This window comes from Rheinheimera aquimaris (assembly GCF_020531985.1).
Classification (GTDB): domain Bacteria; phylum Pseudomonadota; class Gammaproteobacteria; order Enterobacterales; family Alteromonadaceae; genus Alishewanella; species Alishewanella aquimaris.
Window position 1 is genome coordinate 435763 of sequence record NZ_JAJAVQ010000003.1, and the last position, 18483, is coordinate 454245.

The following is an 18483-nucleotide window of genomic DNA, read 5'->3' on the forward strand; positions in this document are numbered from 1 at the left end:
AGCCACCCGAAGGTGGCTTTGATTATTCAATCAGTATTTACGCAAGCAGTAATTACTGGCCTTTAATTTCGCTGCGGCCCTTGTACGGTGCCTTGCTGCCAAGCTCCTGCTCGATACGCAGTAACTGGTTGTACTTAGATACGCGGTCTGAACGGCACAGTGAACCGGTTTTGATCTGACCGGCTGCAGTACCTACCGCTAAATCTGCGATAAAGGCATCTTCCGTCTCACCGCTACGGTGCGAGATAACAGCAGTGAAGCCAGCATCTTTTGCCATTTTAATCGCAGCCAGCGTTTCGGTTAATGAACCGATCTGGTTGAACTTAATCAGGATAGAGTTACCGATCCCCTGCTCAATACCACGGGTTAAAATTTTGGTGTTGGTAACGAATAAGTCATCGCCCACCAGCTGTACTTTATTACCAATTTTATTGGTTAAGTCTTTCCAGCCATCCCAGTCGCTTTCGTCCAGGCCGTCTTCAATTGAAACAATTGGATAACGCTGAGTTAAACCGGCCAGATAGTCGTTAAAGCCGTATGAATCAAAGCTCTTGCCTTCGCCGCTTAACACGTACTTACCGTCTTTGTAGAACTCAGACGCGGCACAATCCAGTGCCAGCGTTACGTCTTTATTCATTTCGTAACCGGCAGCTTTAACTGCTTCCACGATCACTGACAGCGCTTCTTCGTTTGATTTCAGATCTGGTGCGAAACCGCCTTCATCACCTACAGCGGTGTTCAGGCCACGCTTTTGCAGCTCTTTTTTCAGGCTGTGGAAAATCTCAGCGCCCATACGCAGCGCTTCGGCAAAGCTTTTAGCGCCTACCGGCTGCACCATGAATTCCTGGATATCCACGTTGTTATCGGCGTGCTCACCGCCGTTAATGATATTCATCATCGGAACCGGCATGCTGTACACACCAGCTGTGCCATTCAGTTCAGCAATATGCTGATACAGCGGGATTTTCTTATCGGCTGCTGCTGCGCGTGCTACCGCTAATGACACGGCAAGAATCGCGTTGGCACCCAGTTTGGTTTTCATGTCAGTGCCGTCTAAGTCGATCATGATCTGGTCGATTTCAGCCTGCTTGTAAGCGCTTTTGCCTTTCAGTGCTGCCTGAATTGGGCCATCAATATTGGCAACGGCTTTGGTTACGCCTTTGCCGAGGTAACGGCTTTTGTCACCATCACGCAGCTCTAAGGCTTCACGTGAACCGGTAGAGGCACCTGATGGCGCACAACCACGGCCCATGGCGCCGCTGGCTAAATACACATCGGCTTCAACTGTTGGGTTACCGCGTGAATCCATGATCTCGCGGGCAATAATTTTTACAATTTCAGACATGTTTAAGTTCCCTGTTAAAACGAAAAAGCCGTGTAATGACACGGCTTAGCACAAGTTATACGCGTTGCTGCTTTTGCGCTTTAAACGCTGCGGCAACAAAGCCCTGAAACAGCGGGTGACCGTCACGCGGTGTCGAGTTAAATTCCGGGTGGAATTGCCCGGCGACAAAAAACGGATGAGACGGGATTTCAATCATCTCAACCAGTTGGTTATCGGCCGATAAGCCTGACACTACCAGTCCAGCCTCTTCTAATTTAGGCCGTAAGTGGTTATTCACTTCGTAGCGGTGACGATGCCGCTCCTGAATCACCGCTTTGCCATAAATGTCGTGGGCTTTAGTATTTGCAATAAGGTTACAGTTTTGGCTGCCCAGGCGCATAGTGCCGCCAAGGTCTGATTTATCAGTGCGTTTTTCCACTGAGCCATCAGAGTCCAGCCACTCGGTAATTAAACCAACTACCGGGTAAGGGGTTTCTTTATTAAATTCAGTTGAGTGCGCGCCGGTAAGGCCAGCTACGTTACGCGCATATTCAATCAGCGCCACCTGCATGCCGAGGCAAATACCCAGGTAAGGCACATTGTTTTCGCGGGCATACTGCGCCGCCAGAATTTTACCTTCGACACCGCGCTCACCAAAGCCGCCCGGCACCAACAGGCCATCTACACCAGCCAGAATGCCGACACCTTTGCTTTCAACATCCTGCGAGTCGATATATTTGATATTTACCGTGACACGGTTTTTCAGGCCCGCATGGCCCAGTGCTTCGTTCACCGATTTATAGGCATCAGGCAGTTCAACGTATTTACCGACCATACCAATAGTAATCTCACCGGTTGGGTTCGACTCCTGATACAGTACCTGTTCCCACTCGGTTAAATCCGCTTCCGGTGCTTCGATATAGAAACGGCGACAGACTAAATCGTCCAGCCCCTGTGATTTTAACAGCGCCGGAATTTGATAAATGCTTGATACGTCTTTCAGTGAAATAACGGCTTTTTCTTCTACGTTGGTAAACAGTGCAATTTTCGCCCGCTCGTTGGCCGGAATCGCCCGGTCTGAACGGCACACTAAAATATCCGGCTGAATACCGATAGAGCGCAGCTCTTTTACCGAATGCTGGGTAGGCTTGGTTTTAATCTCACCCGCAGTGCCTAAATATGGCACCAGCGTCAGGTGCATAAATAACGTGCGCTCACGGCCAACTTCGGTGCCTAACTGGCGGATAGCTTCTAAAAACGGCAGTGATTCGATATCGCCGACAGTACCGCCGATTTCGACGATGGCAATGTCATAGCCTTCAGCTCCGGCCACCACACGGCTTTTTATCTCGTTAGTAATATGCGGAATAACCTGAATAGTAGCGCCTAAATAGTCACCACGGCGCTCACGGCGCAGAACATCGGCGTAGATGCGGCCCTGAGTGAAGTTATTCAGCTTGCTCATTTTAGTGCGGATAAAGCGCTCATAGTGGCCTAAATCCAGGTCGGTTTCAGCACCATCTTCAGTAACGAACACTTCACCGTGCTGTATCGGGCTCATCGTGCCCGGGTCAACGTTAATGTAGGGGTCAAGCTTAAGGATGGTAACTTTCAGACCACGCGCTTCTAAAATAGCGGCTAAAGACGCAGCTGCAATGCCTTTACCTAAGGAAGAAACCACACCACCCGTCACAAAGATATATCTTGTAGTCATGAGACCCCTGGACCATGTTAATCAATAAATGAATACCAAAACTGAAAAACACTAAGCGCCCGGTGCCTAAACACTGGGGTACAACGGTTGTTCAAGAATTGGTATCAGGACGGGAGGAAAGTATAGCAAAGCCAGCCGATGCACTCAACGCAAAGCTGCAACCAAGTGCAATTTAACCATTAAATGCAGTGCAAACTGGCGGCACCGCGCCCACAGTCTGTAGTTGTTAGATCACCAACAACTTCTTTGATGTGCTTAGCACATGCTTCGGGTTGACTCTGCAGAATAAAGTGCGGCCCTTCCAATTCTATTACTTCTAAATTAGGAAACATTTTCCTAAATTCCGCTTCCCTGTTACTTACGAGAATATCCTTGGTTGGTCGTATATATGTAGCTTTGCTGTTGAAGCTATTACCAGAGTTCTTTATAGAAGCCATATAGCGCAGTCTAGCACGAAGTATCTTCGGGTCTACCTGGTAGAGCGCTTCACGGAATAGCTCAACAGTCTCGGCGCTTGCATCCCGCCCTAACAACAGAAACCGAATAAAGAAGCTTGAAACAAGTGGTATTGATGCTAATAGCCGCAATGGAAGAAAAGATGCAAGCGTGGCCCGAAATCGTGAAGGTCTGGACAGAAAGGAGGCCACGAAGATTACATGCCGGATATTGTGTGTTTTGTCCTGAAGCAGGGCTTTAGCAATCCCTCCTGAGAATGATTCAGCCAATAACACGTAATCTTGTTGATTAATACGCTTAGCTATTGCACTTGATATAGAATCGTAATCTTGAGGCCCTTCACTCGGTAAAGAAATTACCTCAGCCTCCACGCCATCAAGAAACTGAAGAAGTGGCTTAAATAAAAGCCCTGTTCCATCCATTCCCGGTAGTAAGATGAGCTTCACCCAATCTATCCTACCACATAAAGCTCGCCTAAACGGCGAGCAACTTGTTGCGAGTCCTGCGGCCGAAGGTCGCGATGTTTAAGGCGCTTGTTATGTAACACTTATCTCGAGCCTTTCATGATGTTTTGATTTAATTGCTCAAATTCTTGCATCAGTTTGTCACAGTCTACTTTTTTAGCTTGGCAGAGGGCAGACATTTGAATGTATATCTTTTGGTTTTTCTCAACAACTTTGCGCTTTATTGCGGCTGGGTGAGCTGGATGCGAATCAGGAGTGAATGACCACAAAACCAAGTTTGAATCCTCTTTATCCTCAATTATTGTCCAGCCGCCCTGGATGCTTAGATTTGTGCCCTCTTTACTTTTGAGCGCATTTAGTGCGAGCTCCACTGTTTTATATCCGATCGAGCTACTCTCAGAGGCGAAAGCGGAAAAAGCAATCGAAATGCTCAAGAACGCTAAAGGTCTAATTTTCATTAAACTCTCCGTGTTATATAACGCCAAGATTTGCGGTGCGAATCATCCGCAAGACTGTTTTGTTATGCATTTTTCCCTAATTCTGAGATAACTTTTTCACCTTCAGAAGTCCATATTCTAATTTCTCTAAATCTGTATTTTGGCGATTTGTAACGAATGCCCGAGGAAAATATGCCATTTGCATTTTCAACGAATAGAGAATTTCTTGGCATTACGTAGCTACCACCAAAGAATTTTATTACGACGATTGATTCATAGACACTATGCCGAACTAGCGGCCACGTGTAGTTGATCATATTAAATCTACCGCCACATATTTCTTCAAATATAGGTTTGAGACCGTCTTCGTCGTTCAGCTTGATTAAGGGAGATCTTATGACACGTGTAACACACCAAACCACACATATTAAAAGCACTACAACAAATATTCCCGGCAACAAAGTCATTTTGTCTTTCTCTCCTGTAATGCATAACGCTCGCAGCACAGGCCGAAACCCGCGCAGCGGTTGAGGTCCAGGCCACGCAGTGGCCGCTTATGACTGCGCTTGTTATATAACATGCTAATTTTTACCACCCACAAACTTGCCAATGACAACCAATATTGCCCCAACAACTAAAGCTGGTAACCGAAATTGGGCCCAATCAAAAGAGCTTTCATTAGTAGGCGCAATTTTTAAGTAAGAATCATTAGATGACGATTGAAACGCATCAACTGGCAAGAAGTCTACCGCGAAGCCTGCAACCGCATATAAAAGAACTAAACAGCCAACGATGATCAGGGCTTTACTCACGTGAATCTGCCTCTTGTTATATAACGCCGCCAGCACAGGCCGGAGCACGCAGTGCGGAGGTCCAGCCCACGAAGTGGGCGATTGTGCCTGGCCTTGTTAAGCACTGAACCTCTCCGACAGTGATTTACATTGGGGCAACGAGAATTCCTTTGCCCATTTTATTGATTCTTGAATTTCTGGCTCATGGCGCTCAAGAGCCTCTTTAGACCAGTATTGCCTAGGCGCACCTATTGGCAGATGATCAATTTCAGAAGCGACAGCTGTGAATACTAAAAAATCTTGATCGTCTTCTGATACCTCAACCTCGAATCGAAGTGAGGACAATTCAATCGCACCTTCAAGATAATGAATAGATCCATCAAGCATGCGCGAGGCAAGCTCGTGAACTCTTGCCCTCTTTTTCTCGACGTATTCTTCGTGGCTCATTTTCATAGGGTGCTTAACGCACAGCACACGGGCGGAAAAACGCGTTAGCGTTTGACGTCCCAGCGACCAACGGGAGCGCGTGATGCGTATTGTTATGTTTTGTAGAGGTTAGCACTAAGTTCATAGGTTTAAATAAGCCTCAGTTTTAGCCGAATCCAGATCATGAAAAAAACCGCCGATTCCCGACGGCGACCAGTATCCTTCACCAATATATTCCCAATCAGTGATATCCCATTTGTAAACATAATACGTATAAGCACCATCGGTACGCTGGCCAACAACAGCTACGCTTTGCTTTGAGTTGGAATATTTCCTCTCGATTTCGTTGAACCCTTCATGGGAGCCGGTGAATTCACGATACTCTGGTACTTCAGCCATACTTCGCCTCCAAAACATAACGCCCGCCTAAACGGCGAGCAACTTGTTGCTAGTCCGGCGCACGAAGTGCGCATTTTTAAGGCGCTTGTTATGGAGCATTACAGATGATCTTTCCAAAGACACTTGCCCTTATGACTTCGCATTGCTGTTTACCACCGATATCCTCAACGGCATCGCCGCAGGCTTTATCCCTGACTAGCGGTTGGCCTTGTGGTTCAATTCTATTAATACCTTTAGGACAAAGGCTGTGTGCTTTCTCATACCAGGGTTCAACTAAATCCGATCCCACTGTACCAGAGCCAGAAACAGTGAGGAGGTGAACCGTGCCAAGCTTATTACTATGCACTTCGAAGTCCAGGTTACTGCCGATGCTCGTGGTAGAAAGTAAAAGAAATACCGCAGGTAAAGTTAATTTCATAGAGCTACATAACGCTCGCAGCACAGGCCGAAATCCGGGCAGCGGTCGAGGTCCAAGCCACGCAGTGGCCGTTGGTGACTGCGTTTGTTATACATTATTTACCACCTTTGAATTGAAACGTAGGCTGTTCATCATTAGTGGCACGAATTAGAAAATGACAGCCTGTACTTTGAACAGCTTTATCATTGCAAATAAAAAAGGCATCCCATTGCTGATATGTGAAGTCATATGTTATGGATACATCATACTCTACGAGGTTGACGCCTGAGTGTTCAGTTATTAGATACTGAATAATTAATTCGTGTGCTTGATTTGGGCTCAGTACTGGCGATTTAAAATTAGGAACAGCAGTAGCGTCAGCTACTGATAACGTAGAAAATCCAAGTGCTACCAAAGCTAATAAATTTCTATACATTTTCGCTAATCCCGGATTTATGTATAACGCTTGGTTAAGGGGCCGGCTTTAGCCGGTCCCGAGTGAGCGAAGCGAACGACTTGAACCATTTGTTAGGCATTGGAGACGGGGGCGTCGGTTCTCGCAATACGGACGACTTTAGGGGAAAGTGCATCCATGAACATAAAGCATCGCCCATAGAGCGCTTTTTTACCAAAATCATTAAAGACATTGTGGCCCAATGGGGTAATCAAGACCTCATGGGTTGCTAATGCCCGTTGATGATTGAGGTCAATTTCGTTCCAATGTTCCATGGCAAAGTCGTTGACTACAATGTTAGCTACATTGTTTTTGTAGCCAACCAAAATATTTCCATCATCCATGTCTCGGGGGTTCATGTCTGGGTGAGAGTGGAATACCCCATGTAGCGCCTCTAGAGCGCTAGAGGTTGCCTCTTCAGCACTCAGGCCTTTGGCAAGAACTACAATTGTTCCGTGCTCGAATATGGCCAGGTCATGTTTTCCGTTTGTGTAATAGCTGGCTATTTCAATAATCTTGTCGAGTTCTGGAGCAAAATTTGGTTGCCAATCTGGAACTGGTGGAAGCTGTCTTGGCTGCTCCGGTGGAGGAGTCTTTTTCTTAAATAGATTAAACATGGTAATTGCTCAGTTTCAAAATTGCCTAACATTTTATTATTGTGCATGCTCGTTTTCTCATTTCCGATAGAGGAAACAGTGATATGCACATCGTTGTAAAGTAAAACTAATTTTTTGTATTTCGTTCTCTCGAACAGGCAAAACAAGCATGCGTCATATTTCGAGCGCTGTGCATGATATTTCTGCACACCCTCAATTTAAGTACCTAATTTATAGCATGTAAATAAATGCAGCAATGTGCTTATGTGCAATGTTAACGGGATATTTGACCTGAAATGGCTAATATTTGAAATAGCACTGCATATAAATACAGTTGCATTGCTATTCGCTTGAATTTGAAAAGAAGGCGGAGTCTTCGATCGCTCTTCGGCACTTAACGGTTATATATTACGAGGCTTTCAACAGGGGATAACTGCAGGTGTTACTGCTGGGTTTGCTTTTTTACCTGATTCCACAGCGCATCCATTTCAGCGAGATCAGACTGCTCAGGCGTTTTGCCCTGCTCTGCTAAAGCTTGTTCAACAGCGCGAAAACGTTTTTCAAACTTGCTATTGGCGGCGCGCAGCACGGCTTCAGGATCTAACTTGTGCTTGCGCACTACATTTACCAGCGCGAACATTAAATCACCCAGCTCTTCTGCGAGTTCTTCACTGCCGGTTTCGGTTTGCTCAACTTCGATAATTTCTTCTTTTACTTTATCCCAACAGCCTTCGACTGTCGGCCAGTCGAAACCAACATTGGCACAGCGTTTTTGTAGCTTGTAAGCTCGGCTAAGCGCTGGCATGGCCTGCGGTATATTGTCCAATACACTGTGCTGGCCGGCGTCTTTACGCTCGGTGCTTTTTAATGCTTCCCAGTTTTTCAACACCGTGTCTGCGTCATCAGCAGTCAGATCGCCAAACACATGCGGGTGACGCCGCTCTAATTTATCGCAAATAGCCGCGACACAATCATCAAACTCAAACCGGCCCTCTTCTTTGGCAATTTGGGCATAAAACACCACCTGAAACAGCAAATCGCCAAGCTCATCTTTTAGCTCATCAAAGTTTTCACGGGCAATGGCATCCGCTACTTCATACGCCTCTTCCAGCGTATAGGGCACGATAGTGGCGTAACTTTGCTTTAAATCCCACGGGCAGCCGGTCTGCGGGTCACGCAGCCGGCTCATAATGTTTAACAGGCGGTTGATATTGTCTGACACGAAACTCTCTTTCGGTTACTAGTGATGAAAGCGTTTTGCTTCCACCACATCATCTATCTGGCTGATTTTACTCAGCAGCTTATTTAACGAATCGAGGTTATACAGCTCCATGGTCATATTAATCACCGCTGTCTGGGCTTTAATATCAGAGGTGCTGCTCATCTTGGTCACATTGGCCTTTTCATTGGCCAGAATACTGGTGATATCGCGCAATAAACCGTTGCGATCATGTGCGACGATACGGATATCCACTTCATAACCGCTGGCATATTTATCGCCCCAGGTGGCATCGACCACCCGTTCCGGGTGACTGTCCTGCAGGGTTTTAAACTGATCACAATCATCACGGTGAATAGCTATACCGCGACCCTGTGTAATGTAGCCGATAATGGCATCACCCGGCAGCGGGTGACAGCAGCCGGCCATGTGGGTTAACAAATTACCCACGCCCTGTACCACAACATCACTTTTCGCTTTTGCCGGTGACAATGGCTTGGTAATTAACCGCGGGTCGATTTCCGGCTCTTCTAATTTGGCACTCTGGCTCTGAATAAAGTGCACAACCTGGGTCACTTTAATCTCACCGCCGCCAATGCCCACCAATAGCTCGTCCATACTGTTGACGTTAAAGCGCGACAATACCTTGCCCGGATGCTCCATCACCAGATTCAGCCGGGTCAGTTCGGTATCGAGCAACTCTTTACCGGCAGCGATATTTTTATCCCTGTCCTGCAAGCGGAACCAGTACTGCACTTTAGAGCGGGCACGGCTGGATTTTAAATAACCCAGATGTGGGTTTAGCCAGTCGCGGCTGGGGTTAGGTTCGCGCCCGGTCAGTATTTCTACCTGATCACCGGTCTTCAACTGATAGGTAAAAGGCACTATGCGGCCGGAAATTTTCGCACCTATACAGCGGTGGCCGACATTCGAGTGCACGTAATAGGCAAAATCGAGCGGGGTTGAGCCCATCGGCAAGTCGACAATGTCACCTTTGGGTGTAAACACATAAACCCGGTCTTCGATAACCTGATTACGCAGCTCTTCGGCCAGATCAGCGCTTTCAACAACATCTTCCTGCCATTGCAGCAGCTTACGCAGCCAGCCAATCTTTTCATCATTGGCGCCATCTTTACCGGCAACTGAGCCTTCTTTGTAACGCCAGTGCGCCGCTACCCCAAGCTCAGAGTCTTCATGCATCTGCCGGGTACGGATTTGTATTTCTACCGGTCGGCCAAGCGGGCCGAGTACCACGGTATGAATAGACTGGTAACCATTTTGTTTTGGCGTAGCAATATAGTCATCAAACTCTTTTGGCAGGTGCCGCCAACCGGTGTGCACTATGCCAAGCGCGGCGTAACAGTCTTGTACCCGCTCAGTGATGATCCGCACGGCGCGGATATCATACAGCTGATCAAACGCCAGCTGCTTTTTCTGCATTTTTTTCCAGATACTGAAAATATGCTTGGGCCGGCCATACACGTCGGCCGTTAAATTTGCATCCGCAATTTTCTGCCGCACAGAGGCGACAAACTCCTGCATATACTGCTCGCGGTCGAGCCGCTTTTCTTCAAGAAGGCTGGCAATTTGTTTGTAAAGCCTGGGGTGCAAGTAACGGAAGGCTAAATCTTCAAGCTCCCATTTTAACTGACCAATACCCAAGCGGTTTGCCAGCGGTGCGAAGATGGCGTTGGTTTCTTTCGCCGCTAATACCCGGGTTTCTTCATCGGCGTTTTTCACTTCGCGCAGATAACAAATTTGGGCTGCCAGTTTAATGACCACTGCACGCACGTCTTCTACCATCGCCAGTAACATGCGGCGCAGGTTATCTGCCTGTTGCGGGTTTACACTCTGGTTCGGCCCGGTTGGAATGGTACGGATAGCTTCCATTTGCTGCACGGCCTTGAGCATTGCAACCACATTGGCGGGAAATTCGGCTTCAAGTTGCTCGGTGCTGACCAACTGCGCTTCCAGTAACGGAAACAGTAACGCCGCCAGCAGCGAGTCACTATCCATCCGCAGCTCAGCCAGGATCTCAACCATTTCCCAACCGGTGCGCACTGCAGCAATGGGTTCTATCAGCTGATGTTGCTTCAGCCATTCAGCTGCATTCATCACGCTGTTTATTTTCTTCTCGGTCAGCCCCAGCGAACATAACCACTCCAGCGTTTCACCACTGTTGTAATCAGTACTATGTGACTGACGAACCCTTACCATGTGCTGTTCCCTCTATAATTTACGACCGGCTGAACAACGCCATCAATTCCAGGTGGTTAGTGTGTGTAAACATATCCACACCACTGATCTTGTGCAGACGATAACCACTTTGCAGCAATATCTTCGCATCACGGGCAAAAGTAGCAGCGTTGCACGACACGTACAATATCTGTGCCGGTTTTAGCTTAATAATTTGCTCTGTAGCACCGACGGCACCGGCCCGGGCCGGATCCAACAACACCTTGGTATACTCAGGCGTATTCCAACTGGCTTTAGGCCAGCTCAGATGTAAATCAGCCTGATAGGCTTCCACGTTGCTAAGACCGTTTAACTTAGCATTGGTTGCCAGCTGTTGCACCATTTTGGCCACACCTTCAACTGCACGCACTGTTTTTGCCCGTTGCGCCAGCGCCAGCGTAAAGTTGCCTATACCAGCATATAAATCCAGTACGGTGTCATCCGCATTGACCTGCAGCCAGTCAAGCGCCTGATTTACCATCTGCTGATTCAGCTCAGCATTTACCTGAATAAAATCATCCGGCGAAAATTGTAATCTCAGACCCTGCTCTGCCAGAGGGTATTCCGGTATCACGTCTTGCTGCCAGTAACTGAACTGGCCCTGCTCTGCTTCACCCAGCCAGATAGCCTGCGGCCAGGCATCGACAAATAACTGCCTATCCGATGCACTTAATGGCCGGATATGACGCAAAATAACAAACGGAAGCTGTTCTGCCAGCAACACTTCGGCATGGGTCACCGCTGCCGGGTCTTTTAACTGAGGTAATACCTGTTGCAATACATTAAACACTGGCGAGAGTGGCCCTGATAACACCATGCAGTGTTCAACCGCCACAATCTGTTTATCTGCCTGGCGACGAAAACCAATATCAAACCGGCGCTGCTTTTTGTCATACCAGATACCAATGCGGGCGCGACGCCGGTAGCCCGTAGCGGCTGATTCCAGCATAGACTGCCACGGCAACTGCGTCAGGTTGGTCTGGTGACGGATCAGGGCGTCAACGCCTTTCAGTTTGAGTTCACGCTGTGATTCTGGCGACAGATGCTGTAACTGGCAGCCGCCGCATACATTGGCGTACACACAAGGCGGCGCAATCCTCAGAGGGGATGGCGTTATTACGTTAACTGTTTGCGCTCTGATAAAGCCGGCTTTATCTTCCACTACTTTGGCTTGCACCTGCTCACCGGGCAACGCCGCAGCAACAAAGACAATTTTCTGCTGGTGCTTACTGATGCCCTGCACCTCGTAGTCACTGTTATCTATGTCGAAGTTTAGGGTTTTTCCCAGCAGGCTGGCTTTAGGTTTGGCTTTGTATATGTTAAGCATGGTGTCTCTGTCAGGTTGTAGGCAAGAACGACGTCTTATGTCATTATCGGGGCAATACTCATTCTATCGCAGCGGCAACAATGACAAAAATTGGATTGCGCTCCTGGTTACTGCTTTGCAGCTTACTGCCGGCACTGCTGGTCAGTGTATTCTGTGCCGGCTATTTTAGCTATGTTCGTTATCAGGAGTTAGCACTTTCTTTTTCCCAAAAGGCACAACATATTGCCCTGCCGCTGTCGATCAGCAGTCAGGACTTACTAAGCAGACAAAATACTGCCGCTTTGGAGCAACTGCTTAGCAGTGCACACCGGCTCAACTCGCCGCTCGTTAGCAATATCAGCCTGTTTGATACCAACCATCAGCCGCTTATTCATACCAACCCGCAGCAGTTCAGCCGGGCGCTGCAGTTAAGCAGCACGCAGAAACTGGCGCCCACCGGCTTACTGGCTGAAAATGCCAATGAACTGGTGTTTTATCAGCCTCTTCCAACCACTGACGATAGCGGTATTCAGGGTTATCTGCTGCTGCAGTTGCCCAAGGCACAATTGCAGTTACAGCAACAACAGCTGCTGCTGCACGTCATCTTAATAACTGTTGGTTGTCTGCTGGCGTTTATGTTGCCAACACTGCTGTTGCTGCGTCGGGTACACCAACCGGTGCGGCAAATATTACGTAATCTGCAATTGTTGTTAAACGGCCAAAAAGCTGAAACCGGCAGCGGCAATACCGGCGGCATAGTGCGTGAACTCACACAGCTGCAGCACAGTCTGAATCTGCTGGGTACCCACTTCAATGTGCAGGAGCAGGAAATGCAACAGCAAATTGAACAGGTGACCAGTGATTTGCAGCAAAGCATGGAACAACTGGAGGTGCAGAACATCGAGCTGGATTTTGCCCGTCGTAAAGCGCAGGAGGAAAACCGGCAGAAATCTGAGTTTCTAGCCAAAATGAGCCATGAGCTGCGCACACCGCTAAATGGCGTTATTGGCTTTACCCGGCAATTGCTGAAAACCCAGCTGTCGTCGAACCAGCATGACTACCTTACAACAATCCAGAAGTCAGCCAACAGCCTGCTGCACCTGGTTAACGACGTGCTGGATTTCTCCAAGCTGGAAGAAGGCCGGCTATCCATTAACCCGGAGCCCTTTTCGCTGCGGGATATGTTAAACGATGCGACTGAGCTGCTGGCCGCCAATGCCTTTGACAAGCATCTAGAGCTGGTACTGATGGTCGAGCCGTCCTGCCCGGATGATCTGGTCGCCGATCCGGCCCGCTTTGTTCAGGTACTGATGAACATTGCCGGTAATGCGATAAAGTTTACGGATCACGGCAGCATTGTTATCCGGGTATCGGCAGCCTTACTGAATGAAGATCAGCTTATTCTGCATTGCTCGGTACAGGATACCGGCCGCGGCATCAGTGAAGAGCAGCAAAGCCAGTTGTTTCAGGGTTTTAGCTACAACGACTCTCGCAGCCATCAAAGTGGCTCCGGCCTTGGGCTAATGATTTCACAGCGCCTGGTAAAAGCAATGGGCGGCAACATAGGTTTTGAAAGTAAACAGGCGGAAGGCTCAACCTTCTGGTTCACAATCAAATGCCTGCGCCATCACATCGCCGTCGCCGACAGCCTGCCGCTGGATGTACTGGAGAATAAGCATTTGCTGTATTTTGAACCCCAGCAACATTCGCGCGAAGCTACACTGTCACTGTTACACAATTGGGGGCTGCAGGTCACTGCCTGCGCGACAAAAGGCCAGCTACAACAGGCGCTGGCGCACCAGCAGCACTATGATATTGGCCTGATAGGCCGCACTATTGCCCTGAATCAGGTCAATCAGGTATTGACGCTGATCAAACAAATCAAGCCACAGTGCAGCCATACCTGCCTGTTGGTAAACACACTGTCGCCGCACCTGCGCGAGACGCTGCTCAGCTCGGGCGCCGATGCCTGCCTGTCAAAGCCGCCGCATTTGCGAAAGCTGGCTGCAGCATTGGCTCTGCCCTATCTGCAGAAAACTCAAACTGTGGATGAAACAACAGGACCACGCCAGGGTAGCCTTAAGGTGCTGACTGTCGATGACAACGAAGCCAACCTGAAACTGATTAATACCTTGCTGGCTGAACAGGTTGAACAAATCGACTCTGCCCGTGACGGCGCAGAAGCCTGGCATAAAGCGACACAACATGTATATGACATTATTTTTATGGATATCAACATGCCGGTTATGGATGGCATTAATGCCTGCCAGCGTATCCGCCAGAGTTCACTGAACGAACACACGCCCATCATAGCTGTGACAGCACATGCGGTAGACGGCGAGCGTGCCCGCTTGCTGACGTTGGGTTTCAATGAGTTTTTAAGTAAACCGCTGGACGAGAACATGCTGCATTGTAGTTTGCAGGAGTTCTGCCCAACCAGCCGGCCGCAGAGCCCACCGGCAAGCTGGCCGGCAAGTAAGCTGGTAAACTGGCCGATGTCGCTGGAACGCGCGGGCGGTAAATGCAGCCTGATGAAAGAAATGCTGCAGATGCTGGTAAGCAGCATTCCGCCAAGCCGGGCTGCGATACAACAGGCAGTTACTAGCCAGGATGTTACCCAATTATTGCAGCAGATCCATAAGTTAAACGGGGCCTGTTGTTACACCGGTGTGCCCAGATTAAAACAATTGTCTGAGCTGTTGGAAACCCAGCTCAAACAAGGCAAAAGCCTGACAGAGCTGGAACCGGAATTGCTGGAGCTGGACGATATCATGCAGGGGCTCTGGCTGGAGAGCCAGCACTGGCAGTGGCAATAAACAAGGCATGCAAAGCGGCTACTGTCGCTCCAGGATCACGGTAGCGGCTGCATAAGCCTGCTCATCCGTAATCGATAACCAGATATGGCTGACACCAAGCCCGGCAGCCAGTTCTGAGGCAAAATCGGTCAGCGCCAGCTGAGGGGCGCCATAAGTATTGTTGCTGATATGAATATGTTGAAATGACACGCCTCGGCCAATACCTGTGCCAAGCGCTTTCGCAGCTGCTTCTTTCGCTGCAAAACGTTTAGCAAAATAGCGCGCCGCATTACCCGGATGGTTTTGCGCCATCGCCTGAAAGATCTGCTGCTCGTTCTCTGTCAGCACACGCTTTATCAGCGCTGGGCTTCGGGACAGGCTTTGTTCAATGCGGGCAATTTCGACAATATCTGTCCCCAGGCCAACGATTGCCATCAGCGCCGGGCCTCAACCATCAGCCGCTTCATTTCCCGCACTGCACTGTCCAGCCCGCTGAACACCGCCCGCGCCACTATCGCATGGCCGATGTTCAGCTCGTGCATCTGCGGTATCGCTGCTATCGGCTGCACATTATGGTAATGCAAACCGTGCCCCGCATTTACTATCAGCCCCAGCGAAGAGGCATAGGCGGCGGCATCACTGATACGTTTTAGCTCCGCCCGCTGCACTGCCGCATCCTGAGCTTCGGCATATTTGCCGGTATGAATTTCAATATAAGGCGCGCCAGCTGCTGCTGCCGCTTCGATCTGGCGGTGATCGGCATCGATAAACAGCGATACCAATATATTCTGTTCACGCATTTGTGTAACAGCATCGGTAATACGCGTTTGCTGCCCGGCCACTTCCAGCCCGCCTTCGGTCGTTAACTCCTGGCGTTTTTCTGGTACAAAGCAGGCAAAATGCGGTTTTAGCTCAGTGGCAATTTGCAGCATTTCATCCGTAACCGCCATTTCAAAGTTCAGCCTGGTGGCGATGGTCTGACGCAATACGAATACATCGCGGTCAACAATGTGTCGCCTGTCTTCGCGTAAATGCACAGTGATACCATCTGCCCCCGCCTGCTCGGCCATTAACGCTGCATGCACAGGTTCCGGGTAATAAGTCCCGCGGGCCTGGCGCAACGTTGCAACGTGATCAATGTTCACACCAAGAAAAATAGGGTTATGCATACCTGACTCCACAGATAAAATTGAGGTTATTCTGACGCAAACAAGGCTCTGCTAGCCAGGGGTTTTGCGCCTAATAAAGGTGACAACAGCTGTCGGCTAAGCTGCTTGGCACAGCGCTTGGTTTCTGCAGCTTGCCACAGACCCTGCCCTATATTCAGCAGTGAGGCTCCGCTATAGCCATAGATTGCGGGCATAAAGCCGGCCTCGCTTTGCCACTCGTAGCTTGCCGTTGCATTGATAGCCTGTCCATTGGCGTCATACTGCCAGTCAATCGGTTGCCCCAATTCTGCCAGTAAGGCAAATTCAAACCGGCGCAAACAAGGCTCCAGTTCAGTGCCGGTGGCCTGCACACTGTCAAGTTGCTGCAAACCAGCCTGATATAACGCAAACAGTTGCTCAGACGCTAAATTGTCCGGCCACAGGCGGCAAATTAATTCATTGAGGTAAATAGCGCTGTATAGCACCTTACCGCTAAATATATGGCCCACAGCCGCTTCGTCGATATTTTTTACGGTTTTTAGCTCACTTTTGCCGCTAAGCTCGAGCATAAACAATTGAAACGGCTGCAACGTTAAGCGCTGCTTGCCCTGCTTCCTGCGCACTACGGCTGACAACCGGCCCTGCTCAGGCAGCAGCAACTGTAATATCAGTTTGGTGTCGCTCAGCGGACGGCTGTGCAAAATATACGCTGGCCAGAACGCTGATGACATCGGCAGTTAGTCTTCGCCGTAGCCCAGGCTGCGCAGCGCCCGCTCGTCATCCGCCCAGCCCGATTTTACTTTTACCCAAATTTGCAGAAACACTGGTTGCTCCAGCATGGCGGCCATGTCCAGACGCGCCTCAGTGGCGATCGTTTTTATCCGTTCACCTTTGTTACCAATCACCATTTTCTTCTGGCTGTCCCGTTCGACCAGCACCAGCGCAGCAATATGGTAATGTTTCTCTTCCCATTTAAAGCGCTCAATTTCCACTGTTACTGAATAGGGCAACTCATCACCAAGGAAGCGCATCAGTTTTTCACGCACAATTTCTGCTGCCATAAAGCGCATTGAGCGGTCGGTAACATAATCATCCGGAAAGAAAAACTCGCACGGCGGCAAATGCTGTTGCACCACGGTTCGCAGCGCATCGATGTTGTCGCCGGTTTCAGCAGACAGCGGCACCACATCAATAAAATTCAGTTGCTGACCTAACCACTGTAAGTGCGGTAGCAGCGTGTCTTTATCGCGATACAAATCGACCTTATTCACCACCAGTACCACCGGCTTCTTCGCCGCAATAAGCCGGTTTAGCACCATCTGATCATCATCCGTCCAGCGCGTGCCTTCAACGACAAACAGCACAAATTCAACATCGAGAATAGAGCTGGCCGCTGCTTTGTTCATTAAACGGTTTATCGCCCGCTTTTCTTCACTGTGCAGGCCGGGCGTATCGACATATACCGTTTGATAATTATCACGGGTGTCAATACCGACAATGCGGTGCCGGGTAGTTTGCGGCTTCTTCGAGGTGATACTGACCTTTTGCCCGACCAGCTTATTGAGTAACGTCGATTTGCCAACGTTAGGCCTGCCAACAATAGCGACCAGAGCGGCGTAGGTTGGCAGGGTATTATTTTCTGTCATGCTTAATTTTTTCCAGCGCCATATGAGCGGCGTCCTGCTCTGCCTTGCGGCGTGAACTGCCGCTGGCGGTAAATGGGGCCATGCCCGCTATGGTACAACGTACAGTAAAGGTTTGCTGATGCGCCTCGCCTTCAGTGGCAATAACATCATATACCGGCAACGCTAAGCGTAGCCCTTGCAGGTATTCCTGCAACAATGTCTTAGAGTCTTTCTGCTCGCCCGGCGTAATAGTTTCTATGCGCGAGCCGAACCAGAATAAGATACGCTCTTTACAGGCCTCCATGCCAGCGTCGAGATAAATCGCGCCGAGAATAGCCTCAACTGCATCGGCCAGAATAGACTCACGGCGAAAACCGCCACTTTTCAGCTCGCCAGGCCCTAAGCGCAGATATTCTGATAACCGCAGTTCCTGAGCAATTTCGGCCAGCGTCACGCCTTTTACCAGCGCCGCGCGCATCCGGGTTAAATCACCTTCACGGGCTTTAGGAAAATTGGCAAACAATGTTTCAGCAATCACCAGGCTCAGCACGGCATCGCCCAGATATTCCAACCGTTCGTTGTGCTGCCCTTTGCAACTGCGGTGAGTCAGAGCCTGTTCCAGTAAGGCAGGCTGTTGAAACTGATAGCCCAGACGGGCTATCAGTGGAGATAACGATTTTTGCATGCTTGTCTCTTA

20 protein-coding genes are annotated in these 18483 nt (G+C 49.3%); 1 reads left to right on the forward strand and 19 read right to left on the reverse strand.

The window, feature by feature from the left end; all coding sequences use genetic code 11:
* Positions 1–52: 52 nt before the first annotated feature.
* The 14 genes from eno to rlmD form a co-directional block, all read right to left on the reverse strand.
* Complete coding sequence (gene eno / locus LHL18_RS11185) at positions 53–1345, reverse strand: phosphopyruvate hydratase (RefSeq protein ID WP_226767146.1); 1293 nt, start codon at positions 1343–1345, stop codon at positions 53–55.
* A 55-nt stretch (positions 1346–1400) separates the two neighbouring features.
* Complete coding sequence (locus LHL18_RS11190) at positions 1401–3038, reverse strand: CTP synthase (protein WP_134056614.1); 1638 nt, start codon at positions 3036–3038, stop codon at positions 1401–1403.
* A 179-nt stretch (positions 3039–3217) separates the two neighbouring features.
* The gene (locus tag LHL18_RS11195; protein WP_226767147.1) at positions 3218–3940 is read right to left on the reverse strand and encodes an alpha/beta fold hydrolase; all 723 of its coding nucleotides are present in this window, start codon (positions 3938–3940) and stop codon (positions 3218–3220) included.
* A gap of 101 nt (positions 3941–4041) precedes the next feature.
* Entirely contained in the window at positions 4042–4416 is a 375-nt protein-coding gene (locus LHL18_RS11200) for a hypothetical protein (RefSeq protein WP_226767148.1), read from the reverse strand.
* A gap of 62 nt (positions 4417–4478) precedes the next feature.
* Positions 4479–4862, reverse strand: coding sequence for a hypothetical protein (locus LHL18_RS11205; protein WP_226767149.1), 384 nt, complete (start codon positions 4860–4862; stop codon positions 4479–4481).
* A gap of 114 nt (positions 4863–4976) precedes the next feature.
* The gene (locus LHL18_RS11210) at positions 4977–5207 is read right to left on the reverse strand and encodes a hypothetical protein (protein ID WP_226767150.1); all 231 of its coding nucleotides are present in this window, start codon (positions 5205–5207) and stop codon (positions 4977–4979) included.
* A gap of 96 nt (positions 5208–5303) precedes the next feature.
* Positions 5304–5633, reverse strand: a complete 330-nt coding sequence (locus LHL18_RS11215) for a DUF2489 domain-containing protein (RefSeq protein ID WP_226767151.1) — start codon at positions 5631–5633, stop codon at positions 5304–5306.
* 120 nt (positions 5634–5753) lie between these two features.
* Positions 5754–6011 (reverse strand): hypothetical protein, encoded by a 258-nt coding sequence (locus tag LHL18_RS11220; protein ID WP_226767152.1) that lies wholly within the window; start codon positions 6009–6011, stop codon positions 5754–5756.
* 88 nt (positions 6012–6099) lie between these two features.
* Positions 6100–6429 carry a hypothetical protein gene (locus LHL18_RS11225; protein WP_226767153.1) on the reverse strand — a complete coding sequence of 110 codons (330 nt, stop codon included), beginning with the start codon at positions 6427–6429 and terminating at the stop codon, positions 6100–6102.
* Positions 6430–6523: 94 nt separating this feature from the next.
* A complete protein-coding gene (locus LHL18_RS11230) occupies positions 6524–6844 on the reverse strand; it encodes a hypothetical protein (protein ID WP_226767154.1) in 321 nt (106 codons plus the stop codon).
* Between the two features lie 92 nt (positions 6845–6936).
* Positions 6937–7479 carry a hypothetical protein gene (locus LHL18_RS11235; RefSeq protein ID WP_226767155.1) on the reverse strand — a complete coding sequence of 181 codons (543 nt, stop codon included), beginning with the start codon at positions 7477–7479 and terminating at the stop codon, positions 6937–6939.
* Between the two features lie 421 nt (positions 7480–7900).
* Entirely contained in the window at positions 7901–8680 is a 780-nt protein-coding gene (gene mazG, locus LHL18_RS11240) for a nucleoside triphosphate pyrophosphohydrolase (protein ID WP_226767156.1), read from the reverse strand.
* Positions 8681–8698: 18 nt separating this feature from the next.
* Complete coding sequence (gene relA / locus LHL18_RS11245) at positions 8699–10894, reverse strand: GTP diphosphokinase (RefSeq protein ID WP_226767157.1); 2196 nt, start codon at positions 10892–10894, stop codon at positions 8699–8701.
* Positions 10895–10913: 19 nt separating this feature from the next.
* Positions 10914–12239 (reverse strand): 23S rRNA (uracil(1939)-C(5))-methyltransferase RlmD, encoded by a 1326-nt coding sequence (gene rlmD / locus LHL18_RS11250; protein WP_226767158.1) that lies wholly within the window; start codon positions 12237–12239, stop codon positions 10914–10916.
* Between the two features lie 80 nt (positions 12240–12319).
* Here rlmD and barA point away from each other — a divergent pair, with 80 nt between their 5' ends.
* Positions 12320–15034, forward strand: coding sequence for a two-component sensor histidine kinase BarA (barA, locus tag LHL18_RS11255; protein WP_226767159.1), 2715 nt, complete (start codon positions 12320–12322; stop codon positions 15032–15034).
* 18 nt (positions 15035–15052) lie between these two features.
* Here the strand turns inward: barA and acpS are convergent, their stop codons facing one another.
* Genes acpS through rnc form a run of 5 tightly spaced genes read right to left on the reverse strand, consistent with a single transcriptional unit; the run spans position 15053 to position 18471 of the window.
* The gene (acpS, locus tag LHL18_RS11260; protein WP_226767160.1) at positions 15053–15448 is read right to left on the reverse strand and encodes a holo-ACP synthase; all 396 of its coding nucleotides are present in this window, start codon (positions 15446–15448) and stop codon (positions 15053–15055) included.
* A complete protein-coding gene (gene pdxJ / locus LHL18_RS11265) occupies positions 15448–16182 on the reverse strand; it encodes a pyridoxine 5'-phosphate synthase (RefSeq protein WP_226767161.1) in 735 nt (244 codons plus the stop codon). The genes acpS and pdxJ overlap by 1 nt, the downstream gene beginning before the upstream one ends.
* A 26-nt stretch (positions 16183–16208) precedes the next feature.
* Positions 16209–16892 (reverse strand): DNA repair protein RecO, encoded by a 684-nt coding sequence (gene recO, locus LHL18_RS11270; protein WP_226767162.1) that lies wholly within the window; start codon positions 16890–16892, stop codon positions 16209–16211.
* A gap of 6 nt (positions 16893–16898) precedes the next feature.
* On the reverse strand, positions 16899–17807 hold the full coding sequence (gene era / locus LHL18_RS11275; protein WP_226767163.1) for a GTPase Era: 909 nt from the start codon (positions 17805–17807) through the stop codon (positions 16899–16901).
* Complete coding sequence (gene rnc / locus LHL18_RS11280; protein ID WP_226767164.1) at positions 17794–18471, reverse strand: ribonuclease III; 678 nt, start codon at positions 18469–18471, stop codon at positions 17794–17796. Before rnc ends, era begins: the two co-directional genes overlap by 14 nt.
* Positions 18472–18483 lie beyond the last annotated feature (12 nt).